A 26396-nucleotide genomic window follows, 5' to 3' on the forward strand; every position below is an offset into this window, starting at 1 on the left:
CGTGGCCCGGCAACCGCGCTATCACACATTACCCATCGCCGGCACGCAGAACGCGCTGGTGGTTGGCATGAGTTGGCAAACCGTACTTGGCCAGGATCTGACTGCCGCGGCGATGAAAGCCGCGCACCAGGCTGGCGCCACGCACTTCACCCAAGCCGGCCCGCGTAGCCCCGCAGTGGGCCTTCTCACCGCCATGGGGCGCGATCGCCGCGCCAGCGCCAAAACCCGTCTGTACTCGGCCGCGGCCGCCTTCGCGCAGTTGTACCGGCACGGCACACAGATCGTATGCACCGAACTGCCGGACGGCAGCTTCTGGGTAGCCGTGGCCATCAATGGCACAGTCCAGACAGGTGGCGACCGCATCCTGGAAAACGCTCAAGCCGCCCGCAAGGCGCTCGATGCCCTGATCGACCGCTATCGTGACGCCGCCATCCACGGGGCCGATCACCCGGGAGCGCTGCCTTTCCAGTTCAGTCAGTTGGCCGCACTTGCAAATGCGCAGTCGTCTCTGCGCCGGGCGTCCTTCCGACTGTCCATGATCTCGCCCCTATGGTGGGTCGTGCTGGCGCTCATCCTTGCCTATTTCGTCTGGGACACCTTCCAGACTTGGTGGCACGAGCGCGAAGCCCTCGAGCGTCAACGCTTGGAACAAGTGCGCACCGCCGTGGATGCGCACGCGCCCTGGCGCCAAGCACTCGACCAGTGGGCACAGAGCACCCGAACCGATGGGCAGGCAGGGTTGGCACACCTGCTGGATGTCATCACCCGGGTGCCGGTTACGCCCGGCCGCTGGGTACTCAAGGAAGTGGCCTGCACGCCCGCTACCGGCACGTGCGCGGCCGAATACGCGCGCGGCAAGCTTGCCGACAACAACACGCTCAAGGCGGTGCTGCCCCCTGCGTGGAAAGTGTCCTTCCAGAGCCTGGAGACGGCACGCGTGACGTGGGCGTTGTCGCCGGCGTCTGCCGTGCAGCCGCTGCTGCTGGCGGACATCCCACGATCAGCCGACCTGGACCGCACCTGGATCCCAGGCTGGCAGGGCCTAAGTCCGGCGCTGCAGGACGTCAAGCTCGATGCCACCAAGGCCGCACCGGTACGCGTTCCCAATATCCGACTGCCCAATGGGCTGGAGCAGCCCGTGGAGTTGCCCGCCGACATGGCAATTCCCGCCATGCGCACCTTCACGATCAATGCGCCCCTGCGCTCGCTCTATGGCCTGGCGCTCCCCGCTACCTCGGCCATCACGCAATTACAGGTGCGCTACCAGCCCGAAGCCCAGGCGCGGCTCACCGCCAGCCGCCTGGACGCCACTCTCGACGGAGTTCTCTATGTTCACCCCCACTAAGCCGCGACGTGCGTGCTGGCCGATGCTCTTCGGTCTGCTGACCAGCGTGGCCGCGCCGCTTTCGGCCGCCGCGCAATCGGCGACGGATCACGTCGTCCCCGCGCCGCCGCCCGCCCCGCCCGCGCATCTCGTGCGCGAGCTGCTGGAAGAAGACGCTCAACGTGCTCTGGCCACCGAGCGGCGCTCCGGCGCCATCCAGGGTACCGCCGCGCTTCCCACTGCGGTCAACCTTCCAGCCACAGTTAACGCTCCCTCTCCGCCTGCGCCGGCGCCGATCCCGACTAAGTCCAAGCCCAATGCCCGCCTCAAGGGCATTGTCGGTGTTGGGGGTCACCTCGCTGCCATCGTCCAGATCGACGGACAGGACCTGCTCTATCGCACCGGGCAGCCGCTGCCGGCCACCGGGCGCGATACAAGCTTGCGCCTAGTCAAGATCGCCACGCCCTGCGCCCAGTTCGTTGACCACCGCCACGATACCGAGACCACGATATCGGTCTGCCTGAATGAGGATCACCCATGACGTCCCCGATCCAGTGGCTGCGCCGCATGTTCTCGCGCCGCCTGGCCGAAGACATTTCAGCCGCCAATAACGAGCGGGCATTCCCCCATGATGCGCATGCACCGCAACCTCACTCCGACAATCCGCCCAGCGATGAACCCCGCGCAGACCTCGGAACCATGAAAGACGTGGCCGATCTGCAACCGCGCTTTCGGGCGCTCAAGGTCGATTGGTCTGGCCCCGACGCGGCGGTCATCGCGTGCGTGGCCGAACTCGAGGCGGATCACTACGCCGTCTTCGTCAAACGCGGCCAGCTCGATACCGACATCTTCCGGGCCGTGCTCGAGCGTGCTAGGCGAGCCGACAAGCACCGGCGCGGGGTGGCGATCTACACGGTGGCCCCGGTCGTGCTGCTCACGCTGGTGCGCGAGCGGCTGGGCGGCAAGGAACTGGCCGCCAAGGTGGGAGCCGACGGCGGACGTTCGGCGGTGCGCACGGGGTTTCATGACCTGATCGCATGGGCCATTCGTAACGGCGCAAGTGACCTACATCTGAACATCGATGATTCCAGCGCACTCTCCAAGGTAAGCGCCACCATTGATGGCCGGTACGTCACACCGGCACACTTGTCCATGCCTACCGAGCGCCTGCGCGAAATGGCCCAAGTGGCCTGGCAAGATGTGTCCGGGGGCAATGGCGCCGTGTTCAACACCAAGCAAGAACAGCAAGGTCGGTTATACGAAGTCATTGACGACCGCAACTACCTGCTGCGCTGGGGGTCATTCATCGCCGACTCGGGGCCATCCATCACGCTGCGCGTCCTGGACCTGGATGCCAAGGTCGAATCGGTCGATTTTGCGAGCCTGGGCTTTCTGCCGTCCCAGATCGAGCAGTTCGAGCGCGCCATGCAAAGCCTGGGCGGAGCCATCGTGTTTGGCGGCGTGCCGGGCTCTGGCAAGACCACCAGCAACGGCCAGCTCATCATTCGCCTGCCTGCCACGCGCAAAGTCATGACGCTGGAAGATCCGGTCGAGCAAAGGCTGCCCAATACGCTACAGGCCAGCTTGCCGCGCAGCAACGCCGAAGCCGACAAGGAAGCGTTCCAGTCCAAACTGATGGCGCTCAAGCGCGCGGCCGCCAGCGACGTGTTCCTCGGCGAAATCCGCGACATCCTGACAGGCCAAGCGTTTCTGGACATCACCCAGTCCGGCGCCAGTTGCTACGCCACCTTGCACGTGGGTCGCGCCCTCGGGATCCCCTCGCGGCTCGCCTCGGCGCAAATCGGTGTGCCCTGGGACGCGTTGGGTGCGCCCGGATTCCTCAAGCTGCTCGTACACCAGACGTTGCTTCCGGTCTTATGCGAGTGTGCACTGCCGGCCGGCGCCCTCTTTGAGGGTGCTCCAGACCTCATCGGAGAGCCGCGCTCGGGCGACTGGTGGCGGGCCTACATCGGCCGCATCGAACGGCTCTACGGTGTAGATCAGCCCCTTATCCGCGTGCGCAACCCCGAGGGTTGCCCATGCTGTCGCGCCAAAGGCATCCCTGAACTCTATGGCTACGCAGGACGTACCGTCGTGGCCGAGCTCTTCGAGCCGGGTATGGACCCCGAGGCGCTGCGCGCCATTGCCCAAGGCAACGAACTTCGCCTCTTGGAGATCTTCCAGGCCCAACGCACCGCGGCATTCGATGACCCGGATATGAATGGTAAGAGTTCGATGGAGTGCGCGGTCTACAAGATGAGCCAAGGCATGCTCGATCCCCGGGACATCGAGCAGCACTTCGTCACCTTCGCGTCCCTCGATCGGGGCAAGCCATGAGAGCCCTTATCACGCGGCTACGCATCAAGCTCGCCGCCGACCGTTTTGCCAAGCACCGCGACGACTGGTACGAGTACCTGGCGGACATGATCTCCGACAGCGCCGGCCAGCGCACCTTGCTGCGGATCTTCCAGGCAGACGCAGCACGCTACGGCCCAAGCACCGCCCGCGGGCTTCTCTCGGCGCACTGGGCCTATGGCATGGCCGATGGCGGTGATCTCGGCCACGCCACCCAGGGCACGCTGCCGGCGCGCGAAGTGGCCGACCTGGCCACGCTACAGCGCCGCGGCGATGACATCCTCATCGATGGACTGCGTGACATGGCCTCGCAGGTGCGATTGACCAACACTCTAAAGTCCATCCTGAAGTGGACGCTGCTCGCGGGGCTGGTCGCCCTGGCGATCCTGTGGGTGGTCATCATGATCTTCGTGCCCTACGTGACGGCGCCAGAACTTCTGGCCGCCTTCCCGCCCCTGGACCAGAGCTACTACGGCCCCTGGGCGAGCACGTTCTTCGGCCTTGCGCAGTGGATCCGCGACCGGGGCATTGTTCTGTGGCTGGTCTCGATCGGCTGCCTCGTCGCGCTGCCCCTGTCCTTTGCGCACTGGGATGGTCGGGTGCGGCGCTGGCTCGACACTTGGGGGCCTTATCGACTGTACCGCGACATTCAGGCCGTGGCGGTGGTCAGTTCCTTGGCCACCGCACTCAAAGCCCGCGCCGGCGTCTCGGTGCCGCTGCGTGAAGCGATCAGCGCGCAACGCGCCAGCGCCTCGCGCTGGTTGAGCGCCCGCCTGCAAGCCATGATCACCAAGCTCGATGATGTCGCTGACGGCGCGGCCATCTTCGATGTGGGTCTACTGGATCGCGAAAGTTACTGGTATCTCGAGGATCTGGCCGATGCCCTTGGCCTGGACGTGGCCTTGCAAAAAACCCGCATCCGGTTGGAGACCGCCATGGTCAAGCGCATCGAGCGCCGCGCGCTCGTCATCCGCTGGATTCTCCTGCTCGGCTCTGTCGCTGCCCTCCTGGGCATCCTCGCCTGGCACTACGCCGTCATCTTCGATCTGCGCAGCGCCATGATGCTCTCGAGCTTCTGACGCCTGGCCTCGGTCGTCACGTAAGTCCTGCATTTCCTGCCCCTATCTGCTTTTCTTATCAGGAGTTTTCTCTGATGCATCGTCCTCGCCTAACACCTGCCGCATGCCGCGCGCCGTTCCACATACGGGCATTCGGCTTGAGCACCCGCATGAAGCGCACCAACCCGGCCGCCTACCGCCAACTCGGCCAGTTCAGCCTGGTCGAAGTGGCCGTGGTCGCAGGCCTGCTGATCCTGGCCGTCGTCTTTGGCGTGCCGGCCGTCAATGGTTTTCTCATCGAAATGCGCGTGCCCTACGCCGCCGGCGAGCTGCAACGCTTCATGGCCCGCACCCGCGTACTCGGCGAATCCGACACAGTGACCCCGTACGCCAACATCAACACCGCCAGCAACCTGGTGCCGTCGCTGCAAGGCTCGTCGGTCTTTCGGGTTTCCACCACCACGGTGTCCCACCGTCTGGGCGGCTCGGGCGTGGGCAGCAATGGCACCATCACGCTGGCGCCCGCGGCGCTCGGCGGCGGTGCCATGGGTAGCGCCTTCTCCATCACGCTCACCAACGTCAACGCGAAGGCCTGCCCGACGCTTGCCTCCACGCTCAACTCAGTCGCCGAGACTATCTCGGTCAACGGCTCGGCGGCCAAAACCCTGGGCAGCAACAACGAAGTAGGCGCCTACGACCCTTCCACCGCCCAGGGCCTGTGCGAGAAGGGTGACTCCAACACCTTCGTTTTTGCCACGCGATAGCCCTGTACCTCGCCCGGCCTCGGCCGGGTATCACCGGACGTTCCCCATGCCCGCCTCATTCCAAACCGACCAGGCTGCGCGCAAAGCGCAACTGGCCCCCCTCAAGCGCAAGCGCCGCCACTTGCGGCGGATCGCCAACACTTACCGCAAAATCTCGGTGTTCCGTCTCATCTCGCCACGCGAAGACTTTGCGCGCCTGATCGCATTTCTTGTCGTGGTCGGCTTGGTGGGTACCACCCATCAGTTGATCGACCAGGCCGTCACCACGAACTTCCTCATCGGCTTCTACGGCCTGGTCCTGCTCGCGGGCTTCGTCGCGCACCGACTCGCCCTGCGCTGGAGCAAGCGCCCGTGGACCTACGTGTCGCTGCTCGACAGCTTGCTCGCCCGATATGACCCGGTCGACATTGACGCCTATCGCCGCTTGCAGGACGACGCGCGCAACCGAGGCTCGATCGCAAAGGCAAACGTAAGAGCATGGCTCGACAGCGAGTTCCTTGCCCTGGCCAACGCCATGCCGACCGTACCTCCGGACACCCACCTCTTTCTGGACAAGAAGCTCTAGCTCTCTTTACGGGCTCGGCCCCTCGCCTCTTATGAAGGATCCGCCGTGATCGCCATCATCATCACCATCGCGCTGGCCACGCTTGCGTCCATCTTCGTAGGTGGCCAGCAGCGCGACGCCATCGACGACAACGCGGCCGCCAGCACCGGCCGCTACCTCCTACAAGTGCGGGGCGCCGTCGTGGATCTGCAGCTCAAGTACCAGTCCTGGATCCGCGACGATCCCTTGGTCGCCGGAGACGCCGCGCCGGCAGGCTTGACCTGGTCCAACGTGCAGGGAGCCCAAGTGGCCCGCGGCAGTGTCACCGATCTCGTAAACCTCGGACTTCTACCCACCACCACGCCGCGCTTCCCTATTCTGGGCGACAACGTCCGCTTCGTGCTGGTACGCGAAGGGACCTGCCCAGGCGTGGACTGCCAGACCACGGCGTTTGTATATACCTGCCATCCGATCAACGCGCAGCGCAGCCGACGCGTCCCGGGCGACTGCACGACGCCCTCGAGTGATCGGGCGCGCTTCTCCCCTTCGCTCTTGGCCAAGGTGCTGCTATCCACCGATGGCTACGCGGGCCACGACGCGCGCGGCGGCACTCAAGTCACAGGTGCGCTCCTGAATGCACCCCGAGCCTGGTTTGACTTCAGCCCGCAACCGGGACACGCCGTGCTAGCTGCTGGGCTTGACGCCACGCCCTTCGGGCAATTCGTGCGTCACGGAGAAACCCGGCCCGTCACCCTGCACAACTCGCTTACGGTTGACCAGACGATCCAGTCCAACCAGGGCCTGCTGCTCAACACCGCCGTCGTGCCTGGTACCTCCTGCTCGCCCGAAGGCCTATACGCCTCGACTGCGAACAAGATGCTGGCCGTGTGCGTGAGCGGTACCTGGTTCGCGGCCGCGAGCCATCTCGTCACCGGCGTCTTCGAGAATCTGCCCAACAACGCCACCGTGCCGGCGCTGGCCTGCCCCCCCGGCCTGACCCCCTGGCGTCATGTTGCCCTCCAGGGCCTGGGAGTCACTGTCACCGGCGAAGATGTGAACGTTGCTGGCATCGTCAACGGCACCATCCAAGGCAGCGGCAACGTCAACGCCGCTGGCGCCGTATCCGTCAACGGCACCTTTGCCGGCACATTCCAGAATGCCGGCGCCAGCTACGTGCGCGTCACCCAGGGTGCCACGCTTGCAAATGACCGCATCGTCATCACTCCGACCGACGCCACAGCGCGTGCCGGAGTCATCCAAGGCTGCAAGGGATAGTTCGCCTTACCTCCCGGAGATTCCCCATGAAATTCCGCCTTCTCTCTCGGGCGCGCGCCTATACGCTCGCCTTCCTCTCCACTCTCGGAATGGTTCCGGTTGCCAACGCTGTCGCACAAGCCGATGTGCAACTGCAGACAGATCTGCAGCACCTGTCCGTACAGATCAACCAGAGTGCCCCTCTGCCACCTGGTGGGTGCGTTGCAGGTCACTCCTGGCACACGACCTATGGTGGATGCCGACGCGCCGAAACGCAGACCGAATCGACCCAATGCCCAACCGGCTACACGGGTAGCCAAGTCCGGTACCGCACAGCCTACATCCTGCAGGCCAACCCCAATGATGTGGCGTACACAAGCTGGGGAGCTTGGCAATCCAGTTGTCAGGCCGTAGCTCCCTCGCAGGCCGTTTTCACGATCCTCACGCGGCCCAATGGCGTGAACTGCCGCAGCACCGAATACAAGGTCCGGGCCAACTACCCGGACGGCTCCGCCGCGGCCGGCGTCACCTTGAACTGGTCGGTGGTTGGCATTGGTGCGATCAACACCAACACGACCACCACCAATGGCCGTGGCGAGGCCAGCGTCTTCGGCATGTATTTCCACAACCAGGTCTTGAAGCTGAGGGTCAGCTTTGGATCTTCGTCGCAGGAGATCATGGGCATCTGCGTTGCCGGCACTTGATGATGGTCTCAGTTCCGACATTGCCTCCCCCCCGTGACCTGACAATCCTCGCCTGCTTCTCCTGGAGATAACCCGTCATGCAACTCCTGCAACGCCTGATGATGCTCTTTGTCCTGACATTCTTGCCCAGCCTGGCCCCCGCCACCGGCATCCCTCTCACCTTTCCCTTGCCCGACACCTCAACCCTCGAAGGCGACCCGGGCCTGGCCTGCGCGGCGATCCTGTGCCTGGCGGGCAGCAAGCCGCCCCACGAATGCGATCCCGCGCTGTCGCGGTTCTTCAGTATCAAGAAGCGCAAGCTCTCGGACACGATCGATGCCCGCAGGGATTTCCTGAACCTATGCCCGTCGGCCAAGGAATCCTCGCCCATGCAGCGCCTGGTCGACGCCATGGCGCGCGGGGCCGGCCGGTGCGATGCCGCCATGCTCAACGCCACCTTACGCTATGACCTGGGTCCGGGTGGCGACTACGGCACGACGGGTTCGGCCATCGCCGACCGCATGCCCTCCTACTGCGCCGCCTACATCCTGCACGAGTACGTGCGCATCACCGATGAGCTGCCGCGCTACGTGGGTAAGCCCGAAGAGGACGGCTTCTGGGTCGAAGCCAACCGCTACGAAGCCGCCCTGACCCGCTATCAGCGCGAGCAAGCCGCCAAGAAGGCCGCCCGTGAAAACTATGGCAGCGCGGGAAACTGAACCATGGACCTGCTAGCCATGGACTTCCCCACCCTCGCTCGCCAATGCGCGCCAGACGTGCACATCAGCACCTTGGCAGCCGTCGTGCGCCACGAGTCCGCCTTCAACCCGCTCGTAATTGGGGTGAACAGTAAGCCCCACCGCAGCATCCGCCCCGCCTCGCGCCAAGAAGCGGTGCGGGAAGTGCGCAAGCTGATCGACCATGGCGTGAACTTCGACGTGGGCTATGGCCAGATCAATGTACGCAACTGGAAGTGGCTTGGCGTCACGCCTGAGACGATTTTTGACCCGTGCGTGAACCTCGCCTCGGCGCAGCGCGTCCTCGTCAACTGCTATCAGCGTGCTCAAGCGCGGCACGGTCGCAACCAGGCCGCGCTCTACGCCGCGTTCAGTTGCTACAACACCGGAAATCTCACCGATGGATTCAGAAACGGCTATGTGAGCAAAGTGCTCGCCGGCGCCGGTGTTCCCGTGCCAGCGCTGGCCCAGGACCCTAGATCCGCCCGTTCATCGAGCGCGCCCCGATCGTCAGCATCATCCTCCGCCTCAACTCGGCGACCTGGTGCTTTTGAACGCAAGCGTGCAGACGCCTTCGCCAACCCACGCGGCGATGCCTTCGCAACCACTGAGGCCGCCGCCATCGACACTGAACGCGAAGACGCACCGACCGCCGTCTTCGGCGCTCCCATTGCTCGTCCTCCGCGGTAATCCGTACAAAGGCTAGCCGCTCACACTCATGTTTAGCAGCTAAACACGGCTGCTAGACGAACGTGCCCCTGTTTTCCCATTTCCACCTGCTGCCGCCCTGCGCTCATGCGCCAGGCGGCGCTCCTGTATGGAGTTTCCAATGCGTATGTCCTCCCAAACCGCCGTCAACCTCCCCGCTTCGTCCCAGACGTCCTGCGGTACCTCGACACCGCCTATGTCGCAGTCGGTCATGGTTCTCGGCTACCTGGCTGTCGCCGCACTCCTCTTGCTGCACCCCGACCCCGCCTTCGCTCAACTCGAAAAGGGCACCTCGGCCCTGCAGAACTTCAAGGACTGGCTCTGGCTCATCATCCCAATCTGCGCGACCATGATTGGCGGGCTGATTGGCCTGGCCTATGCGAGCGACCTGGTCCGTAAAGACACCGCCATCCAATGGGGCGTGGGCGTCGTCTTCGCTGGCGCCATCGCCGGCGGCTTCATCAAATACTTCTGGGGCTGACGATGGCAGCGCCCGGCAAGGCCCCCACGGTCGCGCCCGCAACCTCGCCCCACATCGAACCCTCAAGCGTCCCGTCGAACCATTACCCGCTCTTCAAGGGCGCCACGCGCGCGGCCACCATCAAAGGCGGCGTGCCCACCCGCGCCTTCGTCGCCTTGGTTCTGCTCACGCTCTTTGTGGCCATGTTCACGCTCTGGGGCTGGGCGATTGGCCCCATCCTCTACCCGGTTGTGGCCGTCCTGAGCCGCAACGACGACCGCGCCTTCTGGATCTGGGAGCTGTGGCTCAAGACCAAGTTCTTCGCCAACAACAAGCGCTTCTGGGGCGCGATCTCGCTCACGCCCTCCCCCTATAGCAAGCGCCGGCCCTGGTGTCGGCTGCTCTCTCGCCAAAGCCAATGACTCACCTATCGCCCACGCTGCCCGCCCATGAGCCGGCCGTCAGCCATTACGTTCCCTTCTCGCATCACGTCACCGACGCCATCGTCGCCACACGCGACTGGGAGTACCTGAGCGTCTGGCGCATCGACGGTCGGACCTTCCAAGGCTATTCCGAGGAAGAGCATTGCCTGTGGCTCGAGGAGATCAACAACGTCCTGCGAGGCTGGCCCGCCGGCTTCGGCCTGTGGAGCCACCTGGTACGCCGCTGCGTCTCGGAATACCCCGAGAGCGACTATCCGGATGCGTTCTCACGCGCCCACGACGCTGCCTACCGCAAGGCCTTCGACGGCAAGCCCCCGATGATCAACGAGATGTACCTGACCATCCTGATGCGCGCCCAGGTCGACCCGGCCCTGCGCCTGCTGTCGAACTTCGAGCGGCGCACCGCCAGCCAGGCACTCGCCTGGCAGACCCAGGCAATCAATCACCTGGAGGAAATCAACAAGACGCTGGCGGGCACGCTCAAGCGCTATTCGCCCGAGCTGCTCAAGATCGTCGAGCGTAGCGTTGCGACCGAAGACAAGACGGGGAGCGACGGCATCGCCATCGAGGACAGCCAGCAAGAGAGCGCAGTCAACGCTCCCAAACGCGTCGGACTGTTCTCGGAGCCGGCTGAGTTCTTCGGCTTCCTGCTCAACGGCAAGATGTCGCCAGTCCCTGTCACCGACGCCCGGCTATACAACTACCTGCCCACCAGTCGCCAGTTCTTTTCCACGCACGGCGAACAGGCCGAGATGCGCGGCCCGGACTGGACACGGCGCTACGTGATGCTCGAAGTGCGCGAGTACTGCAACAATACCAAGCCCGGGCACCTGAACGACCTTCTCAACCAGCCCTACGAATTCGTGCTCTCGCAGTCCTTCGGCTCCATGCCCAAGGCAGAAGGTCTGAAAGCCCTGACCCGTCAGATCAAATGGCTGGAGGACTCGGGCGATTACTCGGCCAGTCAGATCGCCGACCTGAAGAAAGCACGCGATGACCTGTCCTCGGGAAAGTTCGTCATGGGTGATCACCACGCCACGTTGCAGGTATTTGGCGAGAACAGCGAGCACGCACTGCGCGCGGCCGCCGAGATCAGCGGGACCCTCGCTAGCAGCGAGATCGTGGCGCGCCTGGTGGACCGTGCGCTCATCGCTGGCTGGGCTGCACAACTTCCCGGCAACTGGAAATGGCGCCCGCGGCCCTGCCCGATCACGTCTCTGAACTTCCTGTGCTTCTCGTCCATGCACAACTATCTCTATGGCAAACCAGCGGGCAACCCGTGGGGGCCGGCGGTGACAATGCTCAAAACAACGGGCGGCACGCCGTACTACATGAATTTCCACGCGTCCCTGGAGGAAGCCGACGAAACCGGCAAGCGGCGTTTGGGAAACACCTCGATCATCGGCAAGTCCGGCACCGGCAAGACCGTGGCCCTGGGTCATTTCATCTCACAAGCCCGTAAGTTCGGCTACACCGCCGCGGTCTTTGACAAGGATCGCGGCATGCAAGTAGCAATCATGCAGATGGGCGGTAGGTACTTCCCCATGCAGATGGGCACGGCCACGGGTTGGAACTACCTGCAGCTCGAGCCCACCGCCAAGAGCATCGCCTTCATGGTCACGATGACCAAGCAGTTGGCGGCCGACGGGGCTCAGGCGGCAACCATGAGCGAACAAAAACAGATCGAGGCCGCGGTCCAAAAGCTGGTGAGCTTTTTGCCACGCGCTCAAAGGCGTCTGTCCACGCTCCTGCAGTTTCTGCCGGCAGCGCCTTCCGAGGGCGCCACGCTCAGCCTGCGTGAGCGCCTGCAGCGCTGGTGCGTGGGCCACGCCAACGGATGGCTCCTGGACAATGAGACCGATCTCCTGGATCTGTCGGTCACAAACCTGTTTGGCTTTGATCTGACCGAGTTCCTGGACCACGACGAGATCCGCGACGCGGCCATCACTTATCTGCTCTACCGCACTGAACAAATGGTCGATGGCCGGCGCTTTGCGTACTTCTTCGATGAGGTTCAGCACCCGCTCAAGGTGCCGTACTTCCAGTGGTTCATGCAGAACGTGAGCCGCACGATCCGCAAGAAGAACGGTGTCTTCGCCTACGCCACCCAGGAACCCGAGGCGATCAGCGAGATCCCCGTGGGCCGCTCCATGATCCAGCAGTCGGCCACCCAGATCTACCTGCCCAACCCCGAAGCCACAGCGACCACCTACATCGACCAGTTCAAGCTCACGCCGGCCGAGTTCAGGCTCGTGAAGAACCTGGGCGAATTCAGTCGCCAGTTTGTCATCAAGCAAGGCGGCTCGACCGTCACCGCCACGCTGGATCTGTCGACCTGCCCCGATTCGATCCTCGTCTTCTCGGGATCCGCTGACATGGCTGAACTCGCTGAGCAAGCGATTGCCGCGTGCGGCGAAGATCCCGAACAGTGGTTGCAGCACTACCTTACTCTCGCCCGCGAGGCGACCAGGAACTGAACATGCCCAACATGACACCCCCCCTGCGGCGCGTGGCCGCCTTCATCCTCAGCGCCACCCTGGCCACGACCGCCATCACGCCGGCGCACGCCAGCGGCATCCCAGTCGTGGACGGCGCCGCGATCGCCGACCGCGCCATCAAGCATGCCGAATCCATCGCCAAGTACGCAGAGCAGATCGCCGTTCTCAAAGACCAGCTCGATAACCAGCGCCGCCACCTCGAATCCTTGACCGGCACTCGCAATCTAGGCGACATCCTGAATAACCCCGCCATCCGCGAAGCCCTGCCCGAAGATGCGCGCCAGGTGCTGCGCGCGGCTAACGCCACGGGAGGTGATTTTGGCGAGATCCTCAAGCGCATCGAGCGCGAAGAACGCCTGACGGGCAACTACGAGGCCGATCGCAAGAACCTGGATGCCCGTGCCGACAGCCTCGCGCTGCGCAGCCAGGCGCTCATGGAACAGACTCAAAAGGCCATGACGGCACGAATGGCCCAAGTCAACAAGCTGCAGTCCCAGATCAACCAGACGCAGGATCCCAAGGCGATTGCAGATCTGCAGGCGCGTCTACTGGTGGAACAGGCGAACATCCAGGTCGACCAAAGTCGCGCCGATGGCCTGCAGCGCCAGTTGCAAGCCGAGCAAGCCCTGATGGAAGCCCAGGCCGACAAGCTTGCGGCCAGCGCCTTTAGCCTCGACGCGATCCGCGCACCGTTGCCGGGAGTACGGTAATGGCCGCCCCGACGACTGGTGTCCAGCTCTTTAGCCTGGGCTGGATCGCGGACTGGATCGACAAGTCAATCACTAAGATGCTGGTCGACGTTGTCACGCCGTTGGTGGCCTCCGTCACTGAAAGGATCATGCCGGTCGTTGGGTTGGGATTGTCGATCGCGCTGATTTGGTACGGTTGGCTCATCATGACCGGCGCCATCCAGACGCCGATCCTACAAGCTACGCGCAAGCTCGTGACCATTGCCGTTATCGTGGGCATTGCCGGCGCCGGCGGTCTGTATCAAAAACAGATCGCCGGCGTCATGCTTGAGCTTCCGACCGACGTCGCCAAGCTTTTCACGGGAACGCTCAAGACGCCGGCACAGATCATGGACGATGCGGCCAACAACGGCACCGAGATCAGCACCCGACTACAGGAGCGTGCGCCCACCGGCATCAAGAACATTGGCAAGGCCTTCGTCTTCGTGCTGATCGCCCTCATCATCACGGTAATCTCGTCCATCATGAGTGCCATCGGCATGATCGTGCTGATCACGGTCAAGCTCGGCATGGGGCTGGTGGTGGTGCTGGGGCCTATCTGCATCCTTGCGCTGCTGTTTGACGTCACCAAAGACTTCTTCAATAGGTGGCTTCGGCAGGCGGTCTATTACGCGATCTACGCCGGCCTTTTCATGCTTGTCTTTATGTTCATCATGGGCATGTTCGGCATGCTGCAACAAGGACTACTGGACACAACGAGTGCTGACCAGATCAATGTCTTTGGAATGTTGACTGCGCTCATTTTCTTCATGATGTGCGCGAAACAGATGCTGGCGCAGGTTTCAACGATTACGGCGAAAATTAGCGGTGGGGATGGTGGTGGCGTATCTGTTCCCTTCCTTGGGAGGATCGGCTAACATGATTTCTGCTCGTTAGCAAAACCTAGATTTCAATAGTGTCCTACGAGAGAACCACATGAGTCTGATCACACCGCTGGGTAAACCGCTGACACAAAGGCCGGTTGCAGGTGCTGACATTCCTGTCACGCCCGCAGCAGCAGCCTCGGCCGAGCAGCCGGTCACGGCATTTCAGTGGTTCAGCTTGGCTCGTGCAAGCTGGAACTGGATAGTCCGCCCGCTTTGGTACATCTGCGTCAAGTGGCCAACGCTGCTGATGGTTGGCACTGGATCGGCATCTGCCATCCGCGACGAGGAAATGCCTGCATGGCGAAAGCGCCATAAACGACAAATGGATGAAGAAAACTGGTAATTCTTCGTCCGTCCTGCATACAGCGTCCTCAGAAAGGCACGGCATTCGTCGTGCCTTTCTCATTGTGCGGTGCACTTTCATCCCGCTGACCCGATCTGCCCCCCTCCTCAGGCATTCTCCCGCCTACCCTGACGCGTCTGGTCTGACACCGACGCGCCCGCATTAGCCCCCCTCCTTTTCTCCCCGGAGAACCGATGAAGCTCCCTATTCTGGCCGCGCTCGCCGCGGCTCGCCCGTTGTCGTCCATTTCCCCCGCACGACACGCCACGCTCCTGCTTTCGCGAGGTCCCCATGCCGACCGATGATCCGAAGCTCTCCATCCAACAAGAGGTCGAGCGCAAACGTGGCCTGGAGCGCGATCTGCTCACCGAACTGCTCACCTCACGGCGCGTCGCCTGGCGCGTGGCTATCGGAGCGATGGCCATGGCCATCCTGTCGGCCGGCGCGCTGGCCTCGATCTTTCCGCTCAAGGAAGCCCCGCTGCCCTACGTGGTGCGCGTGAACGACGCCACCGGCGAGATCGAGCACGTCACGCAGCTCGGCAACGGCAAGGAAGACTACGGCGAACGCATCGCCCGGTTCTTCATCCACCAGTACGTGCTCGCCTGCGAAGGCTATGACTGGAACACCATCCAGAACAACTACGACCGCTGCGGCCTCTTTAGCGCCCCGGATGTCCAGCGCGCCTACTACGCCAAGTTCCAGGACAACGCGAACACCGGCTATGAGGCCCTGGACACGCGCTACGGCAAGCACACCCGAATCATCGTGAACGTGCGCAGCATCTCGCTTGGACCCAACCGGAGCGCCACCGTCCGCTTCACTCGCCATCTGGAAGGCGCGGACGCCAATCACAAACCCGAGCAGCTCATCGCCACGCTCGCCTACCGCTATGTAAACACCCCTCTGACCGAAAGCATCGGGCGTGACAACCCGCTGGGCTTTCAGGTCATCACCTACACCACTGACGTGGAAACGCTGAGGTAATCGTCATGAAGAAACAGCACATCACCGAGCTGGCCAGCCGCCTGGAGAAGGCTCACAGCCTGTCCAACGCCGAGCGCACGGCCCTTTTGCGCGACCTCGAGCGCTACGCCAAGACCGATCTCTACGGCGCCGCCCGTCTGGCCAAGGATCACCTGCACAAGGACTCCAACCTGCGTCTGCCCACCATCGTCATGGCCGCCGATCGCATCGGCAAGCACTTTGAGGAACGCATCCGCGAAGCGCGCCGCCCGGTCGAACTCTACGGCGAACAGGATCGTCAGATCCGGCAGCCCGAAGATGGCCGCGAGTACCGCGGCCCGGTCGTGGGCACCACACCGAACTGCCTGATCCAGCTCGACCGCGACACGGGCGATCTCATCGTGCATGCGCGCAACACGCTGAACCGTTCGTTCGAGCTGAGTGGCCAGGAGGAGTCGCTCGCCATCAGCTACCCCTTCAAGGCGGTTGGCGGCGTGGGCCTGGTGCGCGATGCCGATCACGACAAGCAGGCCGGCATGGAGATGCAGCACCTGCACCAACACCATCGTGGCCACACTCACGGGATGGAACACAGCCGATGAGAACCCGCATTCACTGCGCCGTGGCGGCGGCGCTCGCACTTGCCTTGTGCGCGGCCGCGCCGCCCGCCTGGGCACTTGATCGGCCCGCCGCCTCCCCCAAGGATCAGCGTATCCGCTGGACCGACTACGATCCGGCCGACGTCGTGCAGATCGACACCACGTTGGGCGTGGCCACGCAGATCCAGTTGAACGACGATGAGGACTACGTGACACACGCCTTTGGCGACTCGGCCGCCTATGACTTTCAGCAGATCGGCAAGCACCTGTTGCTCAAGCCCATCGTGGAGCAGGCCGACACGAACCTGATCTACATCACTACCAAACGCAATTACTCGTTCCTGCTCAAGTACGCCAAGCAGCGCAACGGCCGGGAGGTGTTCCGGGTCGTGCTGCGCTACCCCGAAGCCGAACAAGCCAGGTCGGCCGCACAGGCAGAGAAGGATCGCGTGCAGCAGGATCTGGCCACGGACGACCTGGCCATCAACTGGCAGAGCTACACCATGAGCGGTGACACTGTCATCGGACCCGAGGCGGCCTGGGACGATGGTGCGCAGACCTGGTTGCGCTTCGCGCCTGGCCAGGACCTGCCCACGGTGTATTTCGTGGATCCGGATGGTCACGAGGTGATCACCAACCGTCATATGGACGGCGATCGCACGATCGTACTGCACCGCACAGCCGCGCGCTGGCACCTGCGTCTGGGCGAGAAAGTGGTTGCAATCCACAATGATGCACCGGCCGCGGCGCGCACACTGCCCACTGGCACCGTCTCGCCCACGGTCCAACGGGTACTGCGCGAGGAGCCGCTGCCATGAAGCTTCTCAAACGCAAACGGGGCTCCAGCGCCCCGGTGGATGCGGTTGCCGAGATCGAGCGACAGCAGGCCCAGATCGAGGCACGGGGCCGGCCGGATCTTCAAGGCGCGGCCAAACCGCGTACACCCGGCGCCAAGGCGTTCTTCATGCTATTGCTGCTGATGGCGCTCATGATCGTGGGGTCGCTGTTCTGGCGGTGGTTTAACGGCATTGACCAGGCTGATCCGCATGCTGTCGCCGGAATCCCGGCACGGATCGAGAACATCATGCCTGGCCTGAAGCTGCGCAGTCCACCGGAACCCGCCCCTGCCCCGCCGCCGCCGTCGCCGCCCGCCGAATCGTCCCCCACAGCAACCGCAGTGCCCGCGACAGAGGCTGGCCTGGGCGAAATCGCCAAGTCCATCGTGGTGGATCCGGTCATGCAACGACGGTTGTCCAGTAGCCTGCAAGCGAAGAAGGACGGGGAGCAGCAAAGCGCCAACACGGCGCCAGCCGCCGCGCCCGCCCGCGAGGCTGACAGCGGCCCCATGTCCGAGCGTCTCAAGCCCATGAAACTCAACGCGGCGCGTGCTGGCACTCTGGGCAACCGCGACATGCTCGTGACCCAAGGCACCATGATCGATTGCCTGCAGGACACGAAGTTCGTGAGCGCCCAGGCCGGCATGATCACTTGCTATGCGCCGCATGATGTGCGCTCGACCAGCGGGCGGGTCGTCCTGATCGACGCAGGCACGAAGTTCATCGGCTACCAGCAAGGCGTTCTCGCGCAAGGCCAGCCTCGCATCGGCGTGGTCTGGTCCCGGCTGGAGACGCCCAAGGGGGTCATCATCCATCTTGATTCGCCGGGTACGGGGCCATTGGGCGAAGCAGGCCTAGACGGGCATATTGACACTCACTTTGCCGAGCGCTTTGGCGGCGCCATCCTGGTGAGCCTTATCGGCGACCTAGGGAGCTGGGCTTCGTCTCGGGGTGGCAACGGGAGCGGGTCGATTCGCTTTGACTCGACCGGGGACGCGGCCCAAAACGCCGTCAGCACCGTGCTGGACAACTCGATCAACATCCCCCCCACCCTGTACCGCAACCAGGGTGGCCGTATTGGCATCTATGTCGCGCGCGACCTGGATTTCAGTTCGGTCTACGACCTGCGCCCGATTGCCCGGTAATGCACCAGGCAGCGGCGCCAGCACGTCCCTTCCTCAACAGCCAGGTCCGGCCGCCCTTCCCAAGGGGGACCGGGTCTGCCCACCCCTACCCTATCAATATGAATGGCTTTCCCTCTGCCACCACCGGCGCGGCGGTGGCCAGCGACATCGCGCTGCGCCAAATGATGCAGCCCATTGCCCAATACATGGCCGAAGACCTGGTGCGCGAAGTCACCATCCCCCGCCCAGGCCTCATCCTGGTTCGGCGCTGGGGGCAATGGCACCGCTGCGAAGATGCTTCGCTCTCGTTTGACTATCTGCAGGCGCTGGTCTCGGCCATGGCAAGCTTCAACGGCGTGAACTTCTCGCCCATCATGTCGCTGCTGATGCCCGATGGCGAACGCGGCCAGGTCGCCCAGCCCCCGGCCGTGGTCAACGGCACGCTGTCGGTCAACATCCGCAAGCACGCCAACCTGGTCAAAACACTGCCTGAACTCCAGACCGACGGCGCGTTCGACAACTGGGTCAACGTCAGTCCGGCGCCGGCAACGCGCGAGACGCTTTCCCCACAAGATCGCGAGTTGCTGGATCTGTTGGACCGTCGCGACATGCTGGGCTTTCTGACCCAGGCAGTGCTCGGGCGCAAGAACATCATTGTCTCGGGCAAGACTGGCTCCGGCAAAACCACCTTTGCCCGCAGCCTCATCGAATGCGTTCCGACCACCGAGCGCCTGCTCACCGTTGAGGACGTCCACGAGCTCATGCTGCCCAACCATGACAACAAGGTCCACATGATCTACGGCGCGAGCGCCGGTCGTATTTCGGCCACGGACTGCATCGCAGCCGCCATGCGCAGCTCGCCCGACCGGATCTTTCTGTCCGAGCTGCGCGGCCCTGAAGCCTGGGATTACCTGAGTGCGCTCAATACCGGCCACCCGGGATCGGTCACCACCACCCACTCCAACGGTCCGCTAGACACGTTCCCGCGCGTGGCGCTGCTGGTCAAGCAGTCCGTTGCCGGCAACTCGCTGGATGTGCCCACGATCCTGCAATACCTGCACTCGACGTTGGACATCTCGCTCTACTTCGCCGACTACAAGCTCGTCCAGGTTTATTTCAATCCCGGCGCCAGCGCCGGCCTGTAATCGTCCCCTCGCAGTACACGCCCTTTGGCCCGCCGCAGCACCTCTCCACGCCGGCGGTATCGCTTAGGACTTCGCGGGCCACTGCAATACCCGCGTGCCCCGGGCTGGCGAACACTGGCAAACAAATCACGCAGCGGCCCGCCGGCACGCTGCGCGATGCCCGGCCCCTAAACAGTGCCCCTCGCCATGGGGCGAGCGCCACACGCCATACCGTCGACGCGCCCGCGTCTGCCCGACATTTCTCTCTCGCTCTGTCAGCACCATCGTTGGCCGAGCGCCTGTACTTCCCGGAGACTTCCATGACCCAAGCGATCCGCCAACGCGGCGCGCAGGAAGCGCGCACTCGCATGGCTTACAAGATCATGCAGCAGGTGTATCAAGACGGCCAGGCCAATGGCCTGTCCCTGGACCAGATCCACCTTGCCATCCGTGATGCCTACCCCTGGGGCGAGCGCCGCGCCTGGCCCTACAAGGCCTGGCTGCTGGCCCGCCGCGAGTTCTACGAAAAGCACGGCCTGCCGCTTCGGCCGCGCGCCTCCATCGCCGAATCTGTCCAGGAGGGCCACGCGTGATCGGCCCGACACGAACCCATCCGTTACCCGGTAAAAACCTTCAGCAGCACAAGGGGCGACCATGAGTGTCGAAGCATGCAAATGGGCCAGAATGGCCGACGTCCAGAAGTCATCGTCCAAGTTGATCCTCTTGAGCCTGGCCCAACTCGTTCGCTACGACGCCCGGGACTGGACGGTGTTCGCCTCCATTGAGTACCTGGCCAAGATCACACACCTGAACCGTAAGACCGTCATTGAGGCTCTGGCCAGGCTGCGTCAGTTGGGTGCCATCCAGGACACGCTCATGCGCGCGGGCGAAAACCGCAGCAGCGTCGTCTATCGCTTGTGTCCGAATGCCGTCCCCCGCATCAATATGGCCACTGCGGCTCACCAGGCCGACTATCAGCACGCATCCAAGCCCGCCCAGCAGGGCCTCGACTTAGCAGCGCCGACGCCTGACACCGTTCAGGATGCGGGAGACAGCAAGGACAACGCAGACCGCGGTGTCGAGACCGATCGGGTCGCCGAATACGCGGTAGCGTCTTTCTGCCCCGCCCAGCAGGCGCAGGATCACGACCAAGCGCTCAAGACGGCCGGCGGGATTGTCGGGGCCACGCGAAACGTTTGGCCAGACATCGAGTCAGATCCCGCCACGCCGTGCCTGGCCACTTCGACCACACCATCGGCCGCCGAAGTCCCGTCGGCGCGACCGGCAACGCCGGCCCAAATGCAGGGCATGCAGACGCGTGGCCACCGACGCAGATCTGCAGCCCGGGCGTATAGCGGCGCCGGTGCCACGCGGCTGCCGGCAGAGTGGAGCTTGCCCGCCCGCTGGCGAACCTGGGCGCAACGCGAGCGGCCGCACTGGACTGCTGAGAAGATCGACGCCATGGCTGCCACGTTCAGCGCGTACATGCGCTCACGGCCGGGCGAGGCGGGCATGTCCGAAGACTGGTTCGAATCCTGGCGCCTATGGGTGTTCCGCGAATGGGAAAGGCAGTCGTCCACGCGCAAGTCGTGGCAAAGCAGTTGGTCCGGCATCGTGGCCAAGGGCAAGGCCCTGGGGCTTGAACAGGCCCCCGATGAGCCCCCGCCCGATTTCAAGGCCCGGGTATTTCGAGCGGCCGGGCTTGTGCCACCACCCTGACCGGTTATACACAGCCGGTCCCAATTTCTTCGCCTGTCCCAAATTCGGGCTTAGCCCAAGATCACGTTTTGCCCGTCCCGTTTTTGGCTGGCGCTAGTCCCAAAAAAGGCGTTTTGCTAGTCCCAAAAACGGGCCTCTATAGGTATTTATAGGTTTATAGGTTTCAAAGAGGGTCGCGCGCGAGGCGCTGCGGCAAATCGCCGGCCGATCCGCCTACCCTTCGGTCGCTTTCGCTCCCTTCGCCCCGACGCCTGCGGCGCCGGCCTGAAACCCATAGCTTCAGTCCCCCTCTCCGCCGGCGCTGCGCCCCGCCGGGCGGGGGAAAGGTAGCCCCCCGGGGCGCTGCGGGCCTTTGGCCGCGCCACGCCCCAACTGCTGGCCACGGCCCCGCCCCGTGGCACCGCCTGCGACTCGCGCAGGTCGCTTGCCCAGATCCGCCACAGCAACTCCCCCTCGGCCCCGAGAGCAAGCGTCCCTTTCCCGGCGAAAACCCCGCTCGCCGGGCGGAGATGAACGGCCCCCAAAGCGCGGGGGCTGCTGCCCCCCTGGCCGGCCGCCTTGCGGCGTCCGCGCTTCCGACCCCCCTGGGGAACCGCAACGGTTCCCCCACGCCCGCCATGCGGGCGCGGCTCCCCCTCCCATCAACCCCGTCTGCAGCCCGGAGGCTCCGGGCATTTTCATCATGCGAAAAAGCCAATCCCCGCCACCGACGTCCGACACCCAGGATGCCGTTCAGCAGCTAAACGCCCTACGACAATCTGAAGTTCGCGCCCGATTTCGAACGTTGCTGCCGCTCATTGATGAACTGGTTCAGCAAGGCGTCCCGTATGTGGCCATCGCTGCCGCACTAGAAAGTGCTGGAATCCCCATGAAGGCGGCTTCCATTCGTCAAGCACGCTATCGATGGCGCACACAACAGTCCAAAGTCACCGCACGCATATCTCCGGGTGCGTCCCGTGAAGCTTCTGCCATGACCGCAATGGCGTCTACACCGCAACCGCCTTCCCCCGCCCCTGACATGCGCCGCCCCGGCACCGTCACCACCAAGGGCGATCTCGTTCAACTGCGTAGATCCGCCGACACCATTGACCTCAACCAACTGGCCGAACTCGGCCGCCAGAAATAGGAATTCTCCCCAATGAAAATCGCTACCCTGAACTATTCCGGCTCCGTCGGTAAGACCATGGCCACCAGCCACGTCTTCGCTCCGCGCGTGCCGGACGCGGAGATCATCGCGGTCGAATCCACCAACGAAAGCGCCGCAGACCTCGGCCTGGACGTCGAGCAGCTACGCGGCGAACAATTCGGACGCCTCTTTCGCAAGCTGCTTATGGCCGAAGCGGCGATCGTCGACGTGGGCGCGTCGAACATCGAGGACTTCCTGGCCGAACTGGTGAAGTACGACCAGGCCCACCTCGAGGTCGACTACTACGTGTTGCCTGTCGTTGCTTCCGGAAAAGCGCAACGCGAGACCATCAAGACGATCCAGGCCCTGGCCCAGATCGGCGTGCCGGCAGAACGCGTGCGCGTGCTCTTTAACCGCGTCGACGCCGACGTGCGCGACGAGTTCGCCGCCATCTTCGGTTACGCACGCCAGGCAGGCGGCTTTCTGGCAAACCCGGAGGCCGCGATCTTCGAGAACGAGGTCTTTGACCTCCTGGCCAACAAGCGCACTACCATCAAGGAGATCCTGGCCGACACGACCGACTACCGCCAGTTGCTGCGCGAAGCTGATCGCACGGACACCGCGCTCACCTCCCATCTGAGCGACATGCATGCACTGCAATCGCTGGCCCGGCCCGTCGATCGGCAGCTTGACCATGCCTTCAACGCGCTCTTTGCTTAGGAGCGGGTCATGACCGATGCCCCGCAGACCGCGCCGGCACACGCGCCGCCCCGAAGCAAGGTGGAGCTGCTCTACCAGGAGATCCTGCGCGAGAGCCACCAGTTGATCGGTCGCCTCGAGCAGATCGCCCTACAGCAGGCCGATATCCAGCAGGCGCTGGCGGCGTTGCCCGGCACCATCCGCCAAGCCGGCCAGGAGGCCGCCACTCAAGCGGCCGACCACGCCAGCCGGGCCATGCTGGATACAACCCGAACCCTCGCCCACGCCACGAGCGAGCTGCGCGGCGCATCACGCTTGGCCCAGGGCGCACTTCCCGCCACCGCCTGGCGGGCCGGCCTGCTCTGCGTGGCCAGCAGTTTCTTGGGCGCCACCCTCTGCGCGGCCGTCCTCGCCATCACCCTCTGACCCGCCCTCTCTTGCCGGCCTGGTCAACGTCCGACCGGCGCCTCGCGCCACGCGCGTGGCACTTCCCCCCTCTCGCAAGGATATCCATGGCACCCGATACTCGCCGGCGCATCCTCCGGCTCGCCGTCCTACTTCTGCCCTGCTTTGCCTGGTTCTTTACCGCCAAGGCGATGTCGGGCATCCCGTTCAACCGGATCACCTGGCTGATTCTCGCGCGCTGGATCCAGGCCACGCCCGAGCATATCCCGCTCATCGCCGCCCCGATCCTCGGATTGGTCATCGCCTTCTCACTTGCCTTCGCGCTCAAGCGCCATGCCACCAAGAAGGGCTTTGATGGTGCGGGCTACGCCAAACACATCCGCGGCACCGAAGCTGTCCCCATCAAGAAGCTGCGCAAGCTGTGCGCGGAGCCCCATGCCGCCCAGATCGATGTGGCGGGCGTCCCGATGCCCACCAACATCGAGAACCTGCACACGTTGCTCAACGGCGCCACCGGCAGCGGCAAATCCGTGCTGCTGCGTGGCCTGGTTTTCTCGGCGCAAAAGCGCGCCGACCGCATGGTCATCGTGGACCCCGACGGCGATCTGTACAGCCGCTTCGGGCGTCCGACCGACGTCCTGCTCAACCCCTACGATCAGCGCACCGAAGGCTGGTCGTTCTTCAACGAAGTTCGCGCCGAGTATGACTGGAAGCGGATTGCGCTTTCCATCGTGCCCCTTGGCAAGGACGCCAATACCGAAGAATGGAATGGTTATGCCCGCCTCCTGCTGCGGGAGACTGCGCGCAAGCTCCATGATTTGGGTACACCATCCGTGGAAGAGCTGTTCCGCTGGACGACCATCGCATCCGACAAGGATCTGCGCACCTTCCTGACCGGCACCCTGGCCGAATCGCTTTTCGCCGGCTCGGCCGAAGCCAGCAAGGCGCTTACCAGTGCGCGGTTCGTGCTGTCCAAGTATCTGGCCGAACACGTCACCGTACCGGCCGGCAAGTTCAGCATCCGAGACTGGATGGAGGTAGGCACCGGGAACCTCTACATCACCTGGCGCGAAGACATGAAGGAAGCCATGAAGCCGCTCGTCTCGACCTGGGTTGATGTCTTTTGCTCAGCCCTGCTGTCGCTACCCGAGAGCTATTTCCGGCGTTGGTGGCTCGTGATCGATGAACTGGCCTCGATGGAAAAGCTCGCCAGTATCGAAGACTACCTGACCAAGGGCCGGCGCAAAGGCGGCTGCTGCCTGGCGGGCCTGCAGACCGTCTCGCAGTTGGACGATATCTTCGGCGAGAAGATGGCGCAGACTCTGCGCGCGAGCTTCCGCTCGCTCGTCGTGCTCGGCGGATCCAAGACGGACCCGGCGACCGCCGAAGAAATGTCCAAGGCCCTGGGCGAGCACGAGGTCGCGCGTCCCGAGTACACCGACAGCCGAAATCCGGGCAGCGCGCGCAACACCAGCGAGCGCATGGTGCGTTCGACTGAACGCGTCGTCACGCCCGCGCAGGTCCAGACGCTGCCGGATCTGACGGGCTGGGTCGCCTTCGCCGGTGACCGCCCGATCGCCAAGTTCGTCCTGGAGCCCGTCACCTTCGCCGTGCGCAACGCGCCCTTCGAAGAGTCCACGCGCGTCAAGGCTCGCGCCGCCAGCCACCAGGCCGCCAACACGCCCCAGCCTTGGCAGCAAGTTGACCTGCCCGAAGACCCGACCTTGGCGGCATAACCGTCAATGCCCGCCGCCGGCCAGCGCTCCGGCGGCGCTCAACCCGATGGCATCATCATGATCTCGATGAAAACCGTACACCGCATTGCCGCCACCATGGCGTCGCACTACTACGCGGACCAGAAGGATGACTACTACAGCCGCGATGGCACGGCTGCGCAGTGGCAAGGCAAGGGCGCCGCGGCGCTCGGCTTGACTGGCGCGGTCGAACACGAGGAATTTCTGCGTGCGCTGAAAGGAGATTTTGGCCCCGACGTGCAGCTCTCTCGCTCTGTGCGCCTGGATTCAGAGGCCCGCGCCGCACTGGATATGACCTTCTCCCCGCCCAAAAGCGTGAGCATCCAGGCCCTGATCGGCAAAGACGGCGCCGTTATTAACGCTCACGATCTCGCGGTCACGAAGGCGCTGGAATTCATCGAACAGGAGCTAGTTCGCGCGCGCCATACCGAGAAGGGCGTCACCACAATGGAGCGAACCGGCAACGCGGTGATCGCCAAGTTCCGCCACGAGACCGCTCGGCCCACCGAGGGCCAGTATTCGGATCCGCAACTACACACGCATGCGGTGTTGATGAACGTCACGCAGCGCGCCGATGGAAAGTGGGCGGCGATCTCCAATGATGAAATTTTCCGCCTAAAAGCAATCGCCGAGTCCGTATATCAGGCTGAGTTGGCCAGCGAGTTGGAGAAGTCCGGCCATACCATACGCTACGAGGGTAAGAGCTTCGAATTGGCCCACGTCTCGCGCGAGCAGATCGAGGCGCTGTCCAAGCGCTCACAAGACGTCAACGCTGAGCTGGAAGCGATGGGGCTGGACCGACAAACCGCCAGTCGTGCGCAGAAGCAGACCATCGCACTGAAGACCCGCAAGGGAAAAGCCGCTGAGATTACCCGGGACGAGCTGCAGCGCGATTGGGAACGCCAGGCCGTCGAACTCAATATTGACTTCACGCCGACCAAAACGCGTGAAGACAAGACCATCGAGCGATCACCCGAAGCGCTTGCCATCGTCGCCGATGAATGCCTGCGGTGGGCCATCAAACACCACACCGAACGTGAGTCGGTGATGGATGGCAAGGCGCTTCTCAAGACAGCGCTGCTGCGCTCCCGAGGGACCGGCATGGAGTTGGGCGATATCAAGGCGGCCGTCAGGCGATCCCTGGACAAGGGGCATTTGATCCTGGGCACGCTGGAGTACCGCCAATCTCACGAGCGCGATGGCAAAGGGCTGTCTCGATCAGCCTGGATCAGCCAGCATCAAGAGGACGGGATGACCA

Annotated in this window: 27 protein-coding genes and 1 pseudogene; all 28 read left to right on the top strand. The window is 63.8% G+C overall.

Going from position 1 to position 26396, the window contains the following annotated elements:
- The first annotated feature begins 1 nt into the window (after position 1).
- Entirely contained in the window at positions 2–1345 is a 1344-nt protein-coding gene (locus tag K2W61_RS06205; protein ID WP_236755211.1) for a type IV pilus inner membrane component PilO, read from the top strand.
- Complete coding sequence (locus K2W61_RS06210; RefSeq protein WP_236755212.1) at positions 1329–1865, top strand: hypothetical protein; 537 nt, start codon at positions 1329–1331, stop codon at positions 1863–1865. Before K2W61_RS06205 ends, K2W61_RS06210 begins: the two co-directional genes overlap by 17 nt.
- On the top strand, positions 1862–3661 hold the full coding sequence (locus K2W61_RS06215) for an ATPase, T2SS/T4P/T4SS family (RefSeq protein ID WP_236755213.1): 1800 nt from the start codon (positions 1862–1864) through the stop codon (positions 3659–3661). Before K2W61_RS06210 ends, K2W61_RS06215 begins: the two co-directional genes overlap by 4 nt.
- The gene (locus K2W61_RS06220) at positions 3658–4758 is read left to right on the top strand and encodes a general secretion pathway protein (RefSeq protein WP_236755214.1); all 1101 of its coding nucleotides are present in this window, start codon (positions 3658–3660) and stop codon (positions 4756–4758) included. Before K2W61_RS06215 ends, K2W61_RS06220 begins: the two co-directional genes overlap by 4 nt.
- A gap of 149 nt (positions 4759–4907) precedes the next feature.
- Positions 4908–5501 (top strand): type 4 pilus major pilin, encoded by a 594-nt coding sequence (locus tag K2W61_RS06225; RefSeq protein ID WP_236755215.1) that lies wholly within the window; start codon positions 4908–4910, stop codon positions 5499–5501.
- Between the two features lie 46 nt (positions 5502–5547).
- Positions 5548–6066: a hypothetical protein gene (locus K2W61_RS06230; protein WP_236755216.1), complete on the top strand. Its 519-nt coding sequence runs from the start codon at positions 5548–5550 to the stop codon at positions 6064–6066.
- A 45-nt stretch (positions 6067–6111) separates the two neighbouring features.
- Positions 6112–7320 carry a hypothetical protein gene (locus K2W61_RS06235; protein ID WP_236755217.1) on the top strand — a complete coding sequence of 403 codons (1209 nt, stop codon included), beginning with the start codon at positions 6112–6114 and terminating at the stop codon, positions 7318–7320.
- A 26-nt stretch (positions 7321–7346) separates the two neighbouring features.
- The gene (locus K2W61_RS06240; protein ID WP_236755218.1) at positions 7347–8003 is read left to right on the top strand and encodes a hypothetical protein; all 657 of its coding nucleotides are present in this window, start codon (positions 7347–7349) and stop codon (positions 8001–8003) included.
- Between the two features lie 77 nt (positions 8004–8080).
- Positions 8081–8701 carry a TrbM/KikA/MpfK family conjugal transfer protein gene (locus K2W61_RS06245; RefSeq protein WP_236755219.1) on the top strand — a complete coding sequence of 207 codons (621 nt, stop codon included), beginning with the start codon at positions 8081–8083 and terminating at the stop codon, positions 8699–8701.
- A 3-nt stretch (positions 8702–8704) separates the two neighbouring features.
- Entirely contained in the window at positions 8705–9409 is a 705-nt protein-coding gene (locus K2W61_RS06250) for a lytic transglycosylase domain-containing protein (RefSeq protein ID WP_236755220.1), read from the top strand.
- A 214-nt stretch (positions 9410–9623) separates the two neighbouring features.
- Positions 9624–9908, top strand: coding sequence for a TrbC/VirB2 family protein (locus tag K2W61_RS06255; RefSeq protein ID WP_236755221.1), 285 nt, complete (start codon positions 9624–9626; stop codon positions 9906–9908).
- A gap of 2 nt (positions 9909–9910) precedes the next feature.
- Positions 9911–10309, top strand: coding sequence for a VirB3 family type IV secretion system protein (locus tag K2W61_RS06260; RefSeq protein ID WP_236755222.1), 399 nt, complete (start codon positions 9911–9913; stop codon positions 10307–10309).
- Positions 10306–12807, top strand: coding sequence for a VirB4 family type IV secretion/conjugal transfer ATPase (locus tag K2W61_RS06265; protein ID WP_236755223.1), 2502 nt, complete (start codon positions 10306–10308; stop codon positions 12805–12807). The genes K2W61_RS06260 and K2W61_RS06265 overlap by 4 nt, the downstream gene beginning before the upstream one ends.
- Positions 12808–12809: 2 nt before the next feature.
- On the top strand, positions 12810–13538 hold the full coding sequence (gene virB5 / locus K2W61_RS06270) for a P-type DNA transfer protein VirB5 (protein ID WP_236755224.1): 729 nt from the start codon (positions 12810–12812) through the stop codon (positions 13536–13538).
- The gene (locus K2W61_RS06275; protein ID WP_236755225.1) at positions 13538–14434 is read left to right on the top strand and encodes a TrbL/VirB6 family protein; all 897 of its coding nucleotides are present in this window, start codon (positions 13538–13540) and stop codon (positions 14432–14434) included. The genes virB5 and K2W61_RS06275 overlap by 1 nt, the downstream gene beginning before the upstream one ends.
- Before the next feature lie 58 nt (positions 14435–14492).
- Positions 14493–14786, top strand: coding sequence for a hypothetical protein (locus tag K2W61_RS06280; RefSeq protein WP_236755226.1), 294 nt, complete (start codon positions 14493–14495; stop codon positions 14784–14786).
- A 291-nt stretch (positions 14787–15077) separates the two neighbouring features.
- The gene (locus K2W61_RS06285) at positions 15078–15773 is read left to right on the top strand and encodes a VirB8 family type IV secretion system protein (RefSeq protein WP_236755227.1); all 696 of its coding nucleotides are present in this window, start codon (positions 15078–15080) and stop codon (positions 15771–15773) included.
- Positions 15774–15778: 5 nt separating this feature from the next.
- Complete coding sequence (locus K2W61_RS06290) at positions 15779–16354, top strand: hypothetical protein (protein ID WP_236755228.1); 576 nt, start codon at positions 15779–15781, stop codon at positions 16352–16354.
- Positions 16351–17169 carry a TrbG/VirB9 family P-type conjugative transfer protein gene (locus K2W61_RS06295; protein ID WP_236755229.1) on the top strand — a complete coding sequence of 273 codons (819 nt, stop codon included), beginning with the start codon at positions 16351–16353 and terminating at the stop codon, positions 17167–17169. Before K2W61_RS06290 ends, K2W61_RS06295 begins: the two co-directional genes overlap by 4 nt.
- Positions 17166–18332, top strand: a complete 1167-nt coding sequence (virB10, locus tag K2W61_RS06300; protein ID WP_236755230.1) for a type IV secretion system protein VirB10 — start codon at positions 17166–17168, stop codon at positions 18330–18332. The genes K2W61_RS06295 and virB10 overlap by 4 nt, the downstream gene beginning before the upstream one ends.
- 98 nt (positions 18333–18430) lie before the next feature.
- Positions 18431–19456 (top strand): P-type DNA transfer ATPase VirB11, encoded by a 1026-nt coding sequence (gene virB11, locus K2W61_RS06305; protein ID WP_236755231.1) that lies wholly within the window; start codon positions 18431–18433, stop codon positions 19454–19456.
- A gap of 299 nt (positions 19457–19755) precedes the next feature.
- Positions 19756–20028, top strand: a complete 273-nt coding sequence (locus K2W61_RS06310; RefSeq protein ID WP_236755232.1) for a hypothetical protein — start codon at positions 19756–19758, stop codon at positions 20026–20028.
- A gap of 61 nt (positions 20029–20089) precedes the next feature.
- Entirely contained in the window at positions 20090–21154 is a 1065-nt protein-coding gene (locus K2W61_RS06315) for a helix-turn-helix domain-containing protein (RefSeq protein ID WP_236755233.1), read from the top strand.
- A 682-nt stretch (positions 21155–21836) separates the two neighbouring features.
- The gene (locus tag K2W61_RS06320; RefSeq protein ID WP_236755234.1) at positions 21837–22280 is read left to right on the top strand and encodes a hypothetical protein; all 444 of its coding nucleotides are present in this window, start codon (positions 21837–21839) and stop codon (positions 22278–22280) included.
- A 12-nt stretch (positions 22281–22292) separates the two neighbouring features.
- Entirely contained in the window at positions 22293–23000 is a 708-nt protein-coding gene (gene stbB, locus K2W61_RS06325) for a StbB family protein (RefSeq protein ID WP_236755235.1), read from the top strand.
- Between the two features lie 9 nt (positions 23001–23009).
- Positions 23010–23405 carry a hypothetical protein gene (locus tag K2W61_RS06330; RefSeq protein WP_236755236.1) on the top strand — a complete coding sequence of 132 codons (396 nt, stop codon included), beginning with the start codon at positions 23010–23012 and terminating at the stop codon, positions 23403–23405.
- 86 nt (positions 23406–23491) lie between these two features.
- Complete coding sequence (locus K2W61_RS06335) at positions 23492–25120, top strand: type IV secretion system DNA-binding domain-containing protein (RefSeq protein ID WP_236755237.1); 1629 nt, start codon at positions 23492–23494, stop codon at positions 25118–25120.
- Positions 25121–25216: 96 nt separating this feature from the next.
- A pseudogene (gene mobF, locus K2W61_RS27845) lies at positions 25217–26008 on the top strand (MobF family relaxase); the annotation flags it as partial.
- Positions 26009–26396 lie beyond the last annotated feature (388 nt).

The sequence above is a fragment of the Achromobacter pulmonis genome (genome assembly GCF_021733725.1).
GTDB classification, from domain to species: domain Bacteria; phylum Pseudomonadota; class Gammaproteobacteria; order Burkholderiales; family Burkholderiaceae_B; genus Achromobacter; species Achromobacter pulmonis.

Coding starts and splice junctions, on each gene's coding strand:
- stbB (WP_236755235.1), top strand. CDS start 22,293: ATGAAAATCGCTACCCTGAACTATTCCGGCTCCGTCGGTAAGACCATG.
- K2W61_RS06225 (WP_236755215.1), top strand. CDS start 4,908: ATGAAGCGCACCAACCCGGCCGCCTACCGCCAACTCGGCCAGTTCAGC.
- virB11 (WP_236755231.1), top strand. CDS start 18,431: ATGAATGGCTTTCCCTCTGCCACCACCGGCGCGGCGGTGGCCAGCGAC.
- virB10 (WP_236755230.1), top strand. CDS start 17,166: ATGAAGCTTCTCAAACGCAAACGGGGCTCCAGCGCCCCGGTGGATGCG.
- virB5 (WP_236755224.1), top strand. CDS start 12,810: ATGCCCAACATGACACCCCCCCTGCGGCGCGTGGCCGCCTTCATCCTC.
- K2W61_RS06335 (WP_236755237.1), top strand. CDS start 23,492: ATGGCACCCGATACTCGCCGGCGCATCCTCCGGCTCGCCGTCCTACTT.
- K2W61_RS06280 (WP_236755226.1), top strand. CDS start 14,493: ATGAGTCTGATCACACCGCTGGGTAAACCGCTGACACAAAGGCCGGTT.
- K2W61_RS06230 (WP_236755216.1), top strand. CDS start 5,548: ATGCCCGCCTCATTCCAAACCGACCAGGCTGCGCGCAAAGCGCAACTG.
- K2W61_RS06265 (WP_236755223.1), top strand. CDS start 10,306: ATGACTCACCTATCGCCCACGCTGCCCGCCCATGAGCCGGCCGTCAGC.
- K2W61_RS06330 (WP_236755236.1), top strand. CDS start 23,010: ATGACCGATGCCCCGCAGACCGCGCCGGCACACGCGCCGCCCCGAAGC.
- K2W61_RS06320 (WP_236755234.1), top strand. CDS start 21,837: ATGCGAAAAAGCCAATCCCCGCCACCGACGTCCGACACCCAGGATGCC.
- K2W61_RS06210 (WP_236755212.1), top strand. CDS start 1,329: ATGTTCACCCCCACTAAGCCGCGACGTGCGTGCTGGCCGATGCTCTTC.
- K2W61_RS06240 (WP_236755218.1), top strand. CDS start 7,347: ATGAAATTCCGCCTTCTCTCTCGGGCGCGCGCCTATACGCTCGCCTTC.
- K2W61_RS06275 (WP_236755225.1), top strand. CDS start 13,538: ATGGCCGCCCCGACGACTGGTGTCCAGCTCTTTAGCCTGGGCTGGATC.
- K2W61_RS06250 (WP_236755220.1), top strand. CDS start 8,705: ATGGACCTGCTAGCCATGGACTTCCCCACCCTCGCTCGCCAATGCGCG.
- K2W61_RS06260 (WP_236755222.1), top strand. CDS start 9,911: ATGGCAGCGCCCGGCAAGGCCCCCACGGTCGCGCCCGCAACCTCGCCC.
- K2W61_RS06220 (WP_236755214.1), top strand. CDS start 3,658: ATGAGAGCCCTTATCACGCGGCTACGCATCAAGCTCGCCGCCGACCGT.
- K2W61_RS06285 (WP_236755227.1), top strand. CDS start 15,078: ATGCCGACCGATGATCCGAAGCTCTCCATCCAACAAGAGGTCGAGCGC.
- K2W61_RS06290 (WP_236755228.1), top strand. CDS start 15,779: ATGAAGAAACAGCACATCACCGAGCTGGCCAGCCGCCTGGAGAAGGCT.
- K2W61_RS06295 (WP_236755229.1), top strand. CDS start 16,351: ATGAGAACCCGCATTCACTGCGCCGTGGCGGCGGCGCTCGCACTTGCC.
- K2W61_RS06255 (WP_236755221.1), top strand. CDS start 9,624: ATGTCGCAGTCGGTCATGGTTCTCGGCTACCTGGCTGTCGCCGCACTC.
- K2W61_RS06310 (WP_236755232.1), top strand. CDS start 19,756: ATGACCCAAGCGATCCGCCAACGCGGCGCGCAGGAAGCGCGCACTCGC.
- K2W61_RS06215 (WP_236755213.1), top strand. CDS start 1,862: ATGACGTCCCCGATCCAGTGGCTGCGCCGCATGTTCTCGCGCCGCCTG.
- K2W61_RS06315 (WP_236755233.1), top strand. CDS start 20,090: ATGAGTGTCGAAGCATGCAAATGGGCCAGAATGGCCGACGTCCAGAAG.
- K2W61_RS06245 (WP_236755219.1), top strand. CDS start 8,081: ATGCAACTCCTGCAACGCCTGATGATGCTCTTTGTCCTGACATTCTTG.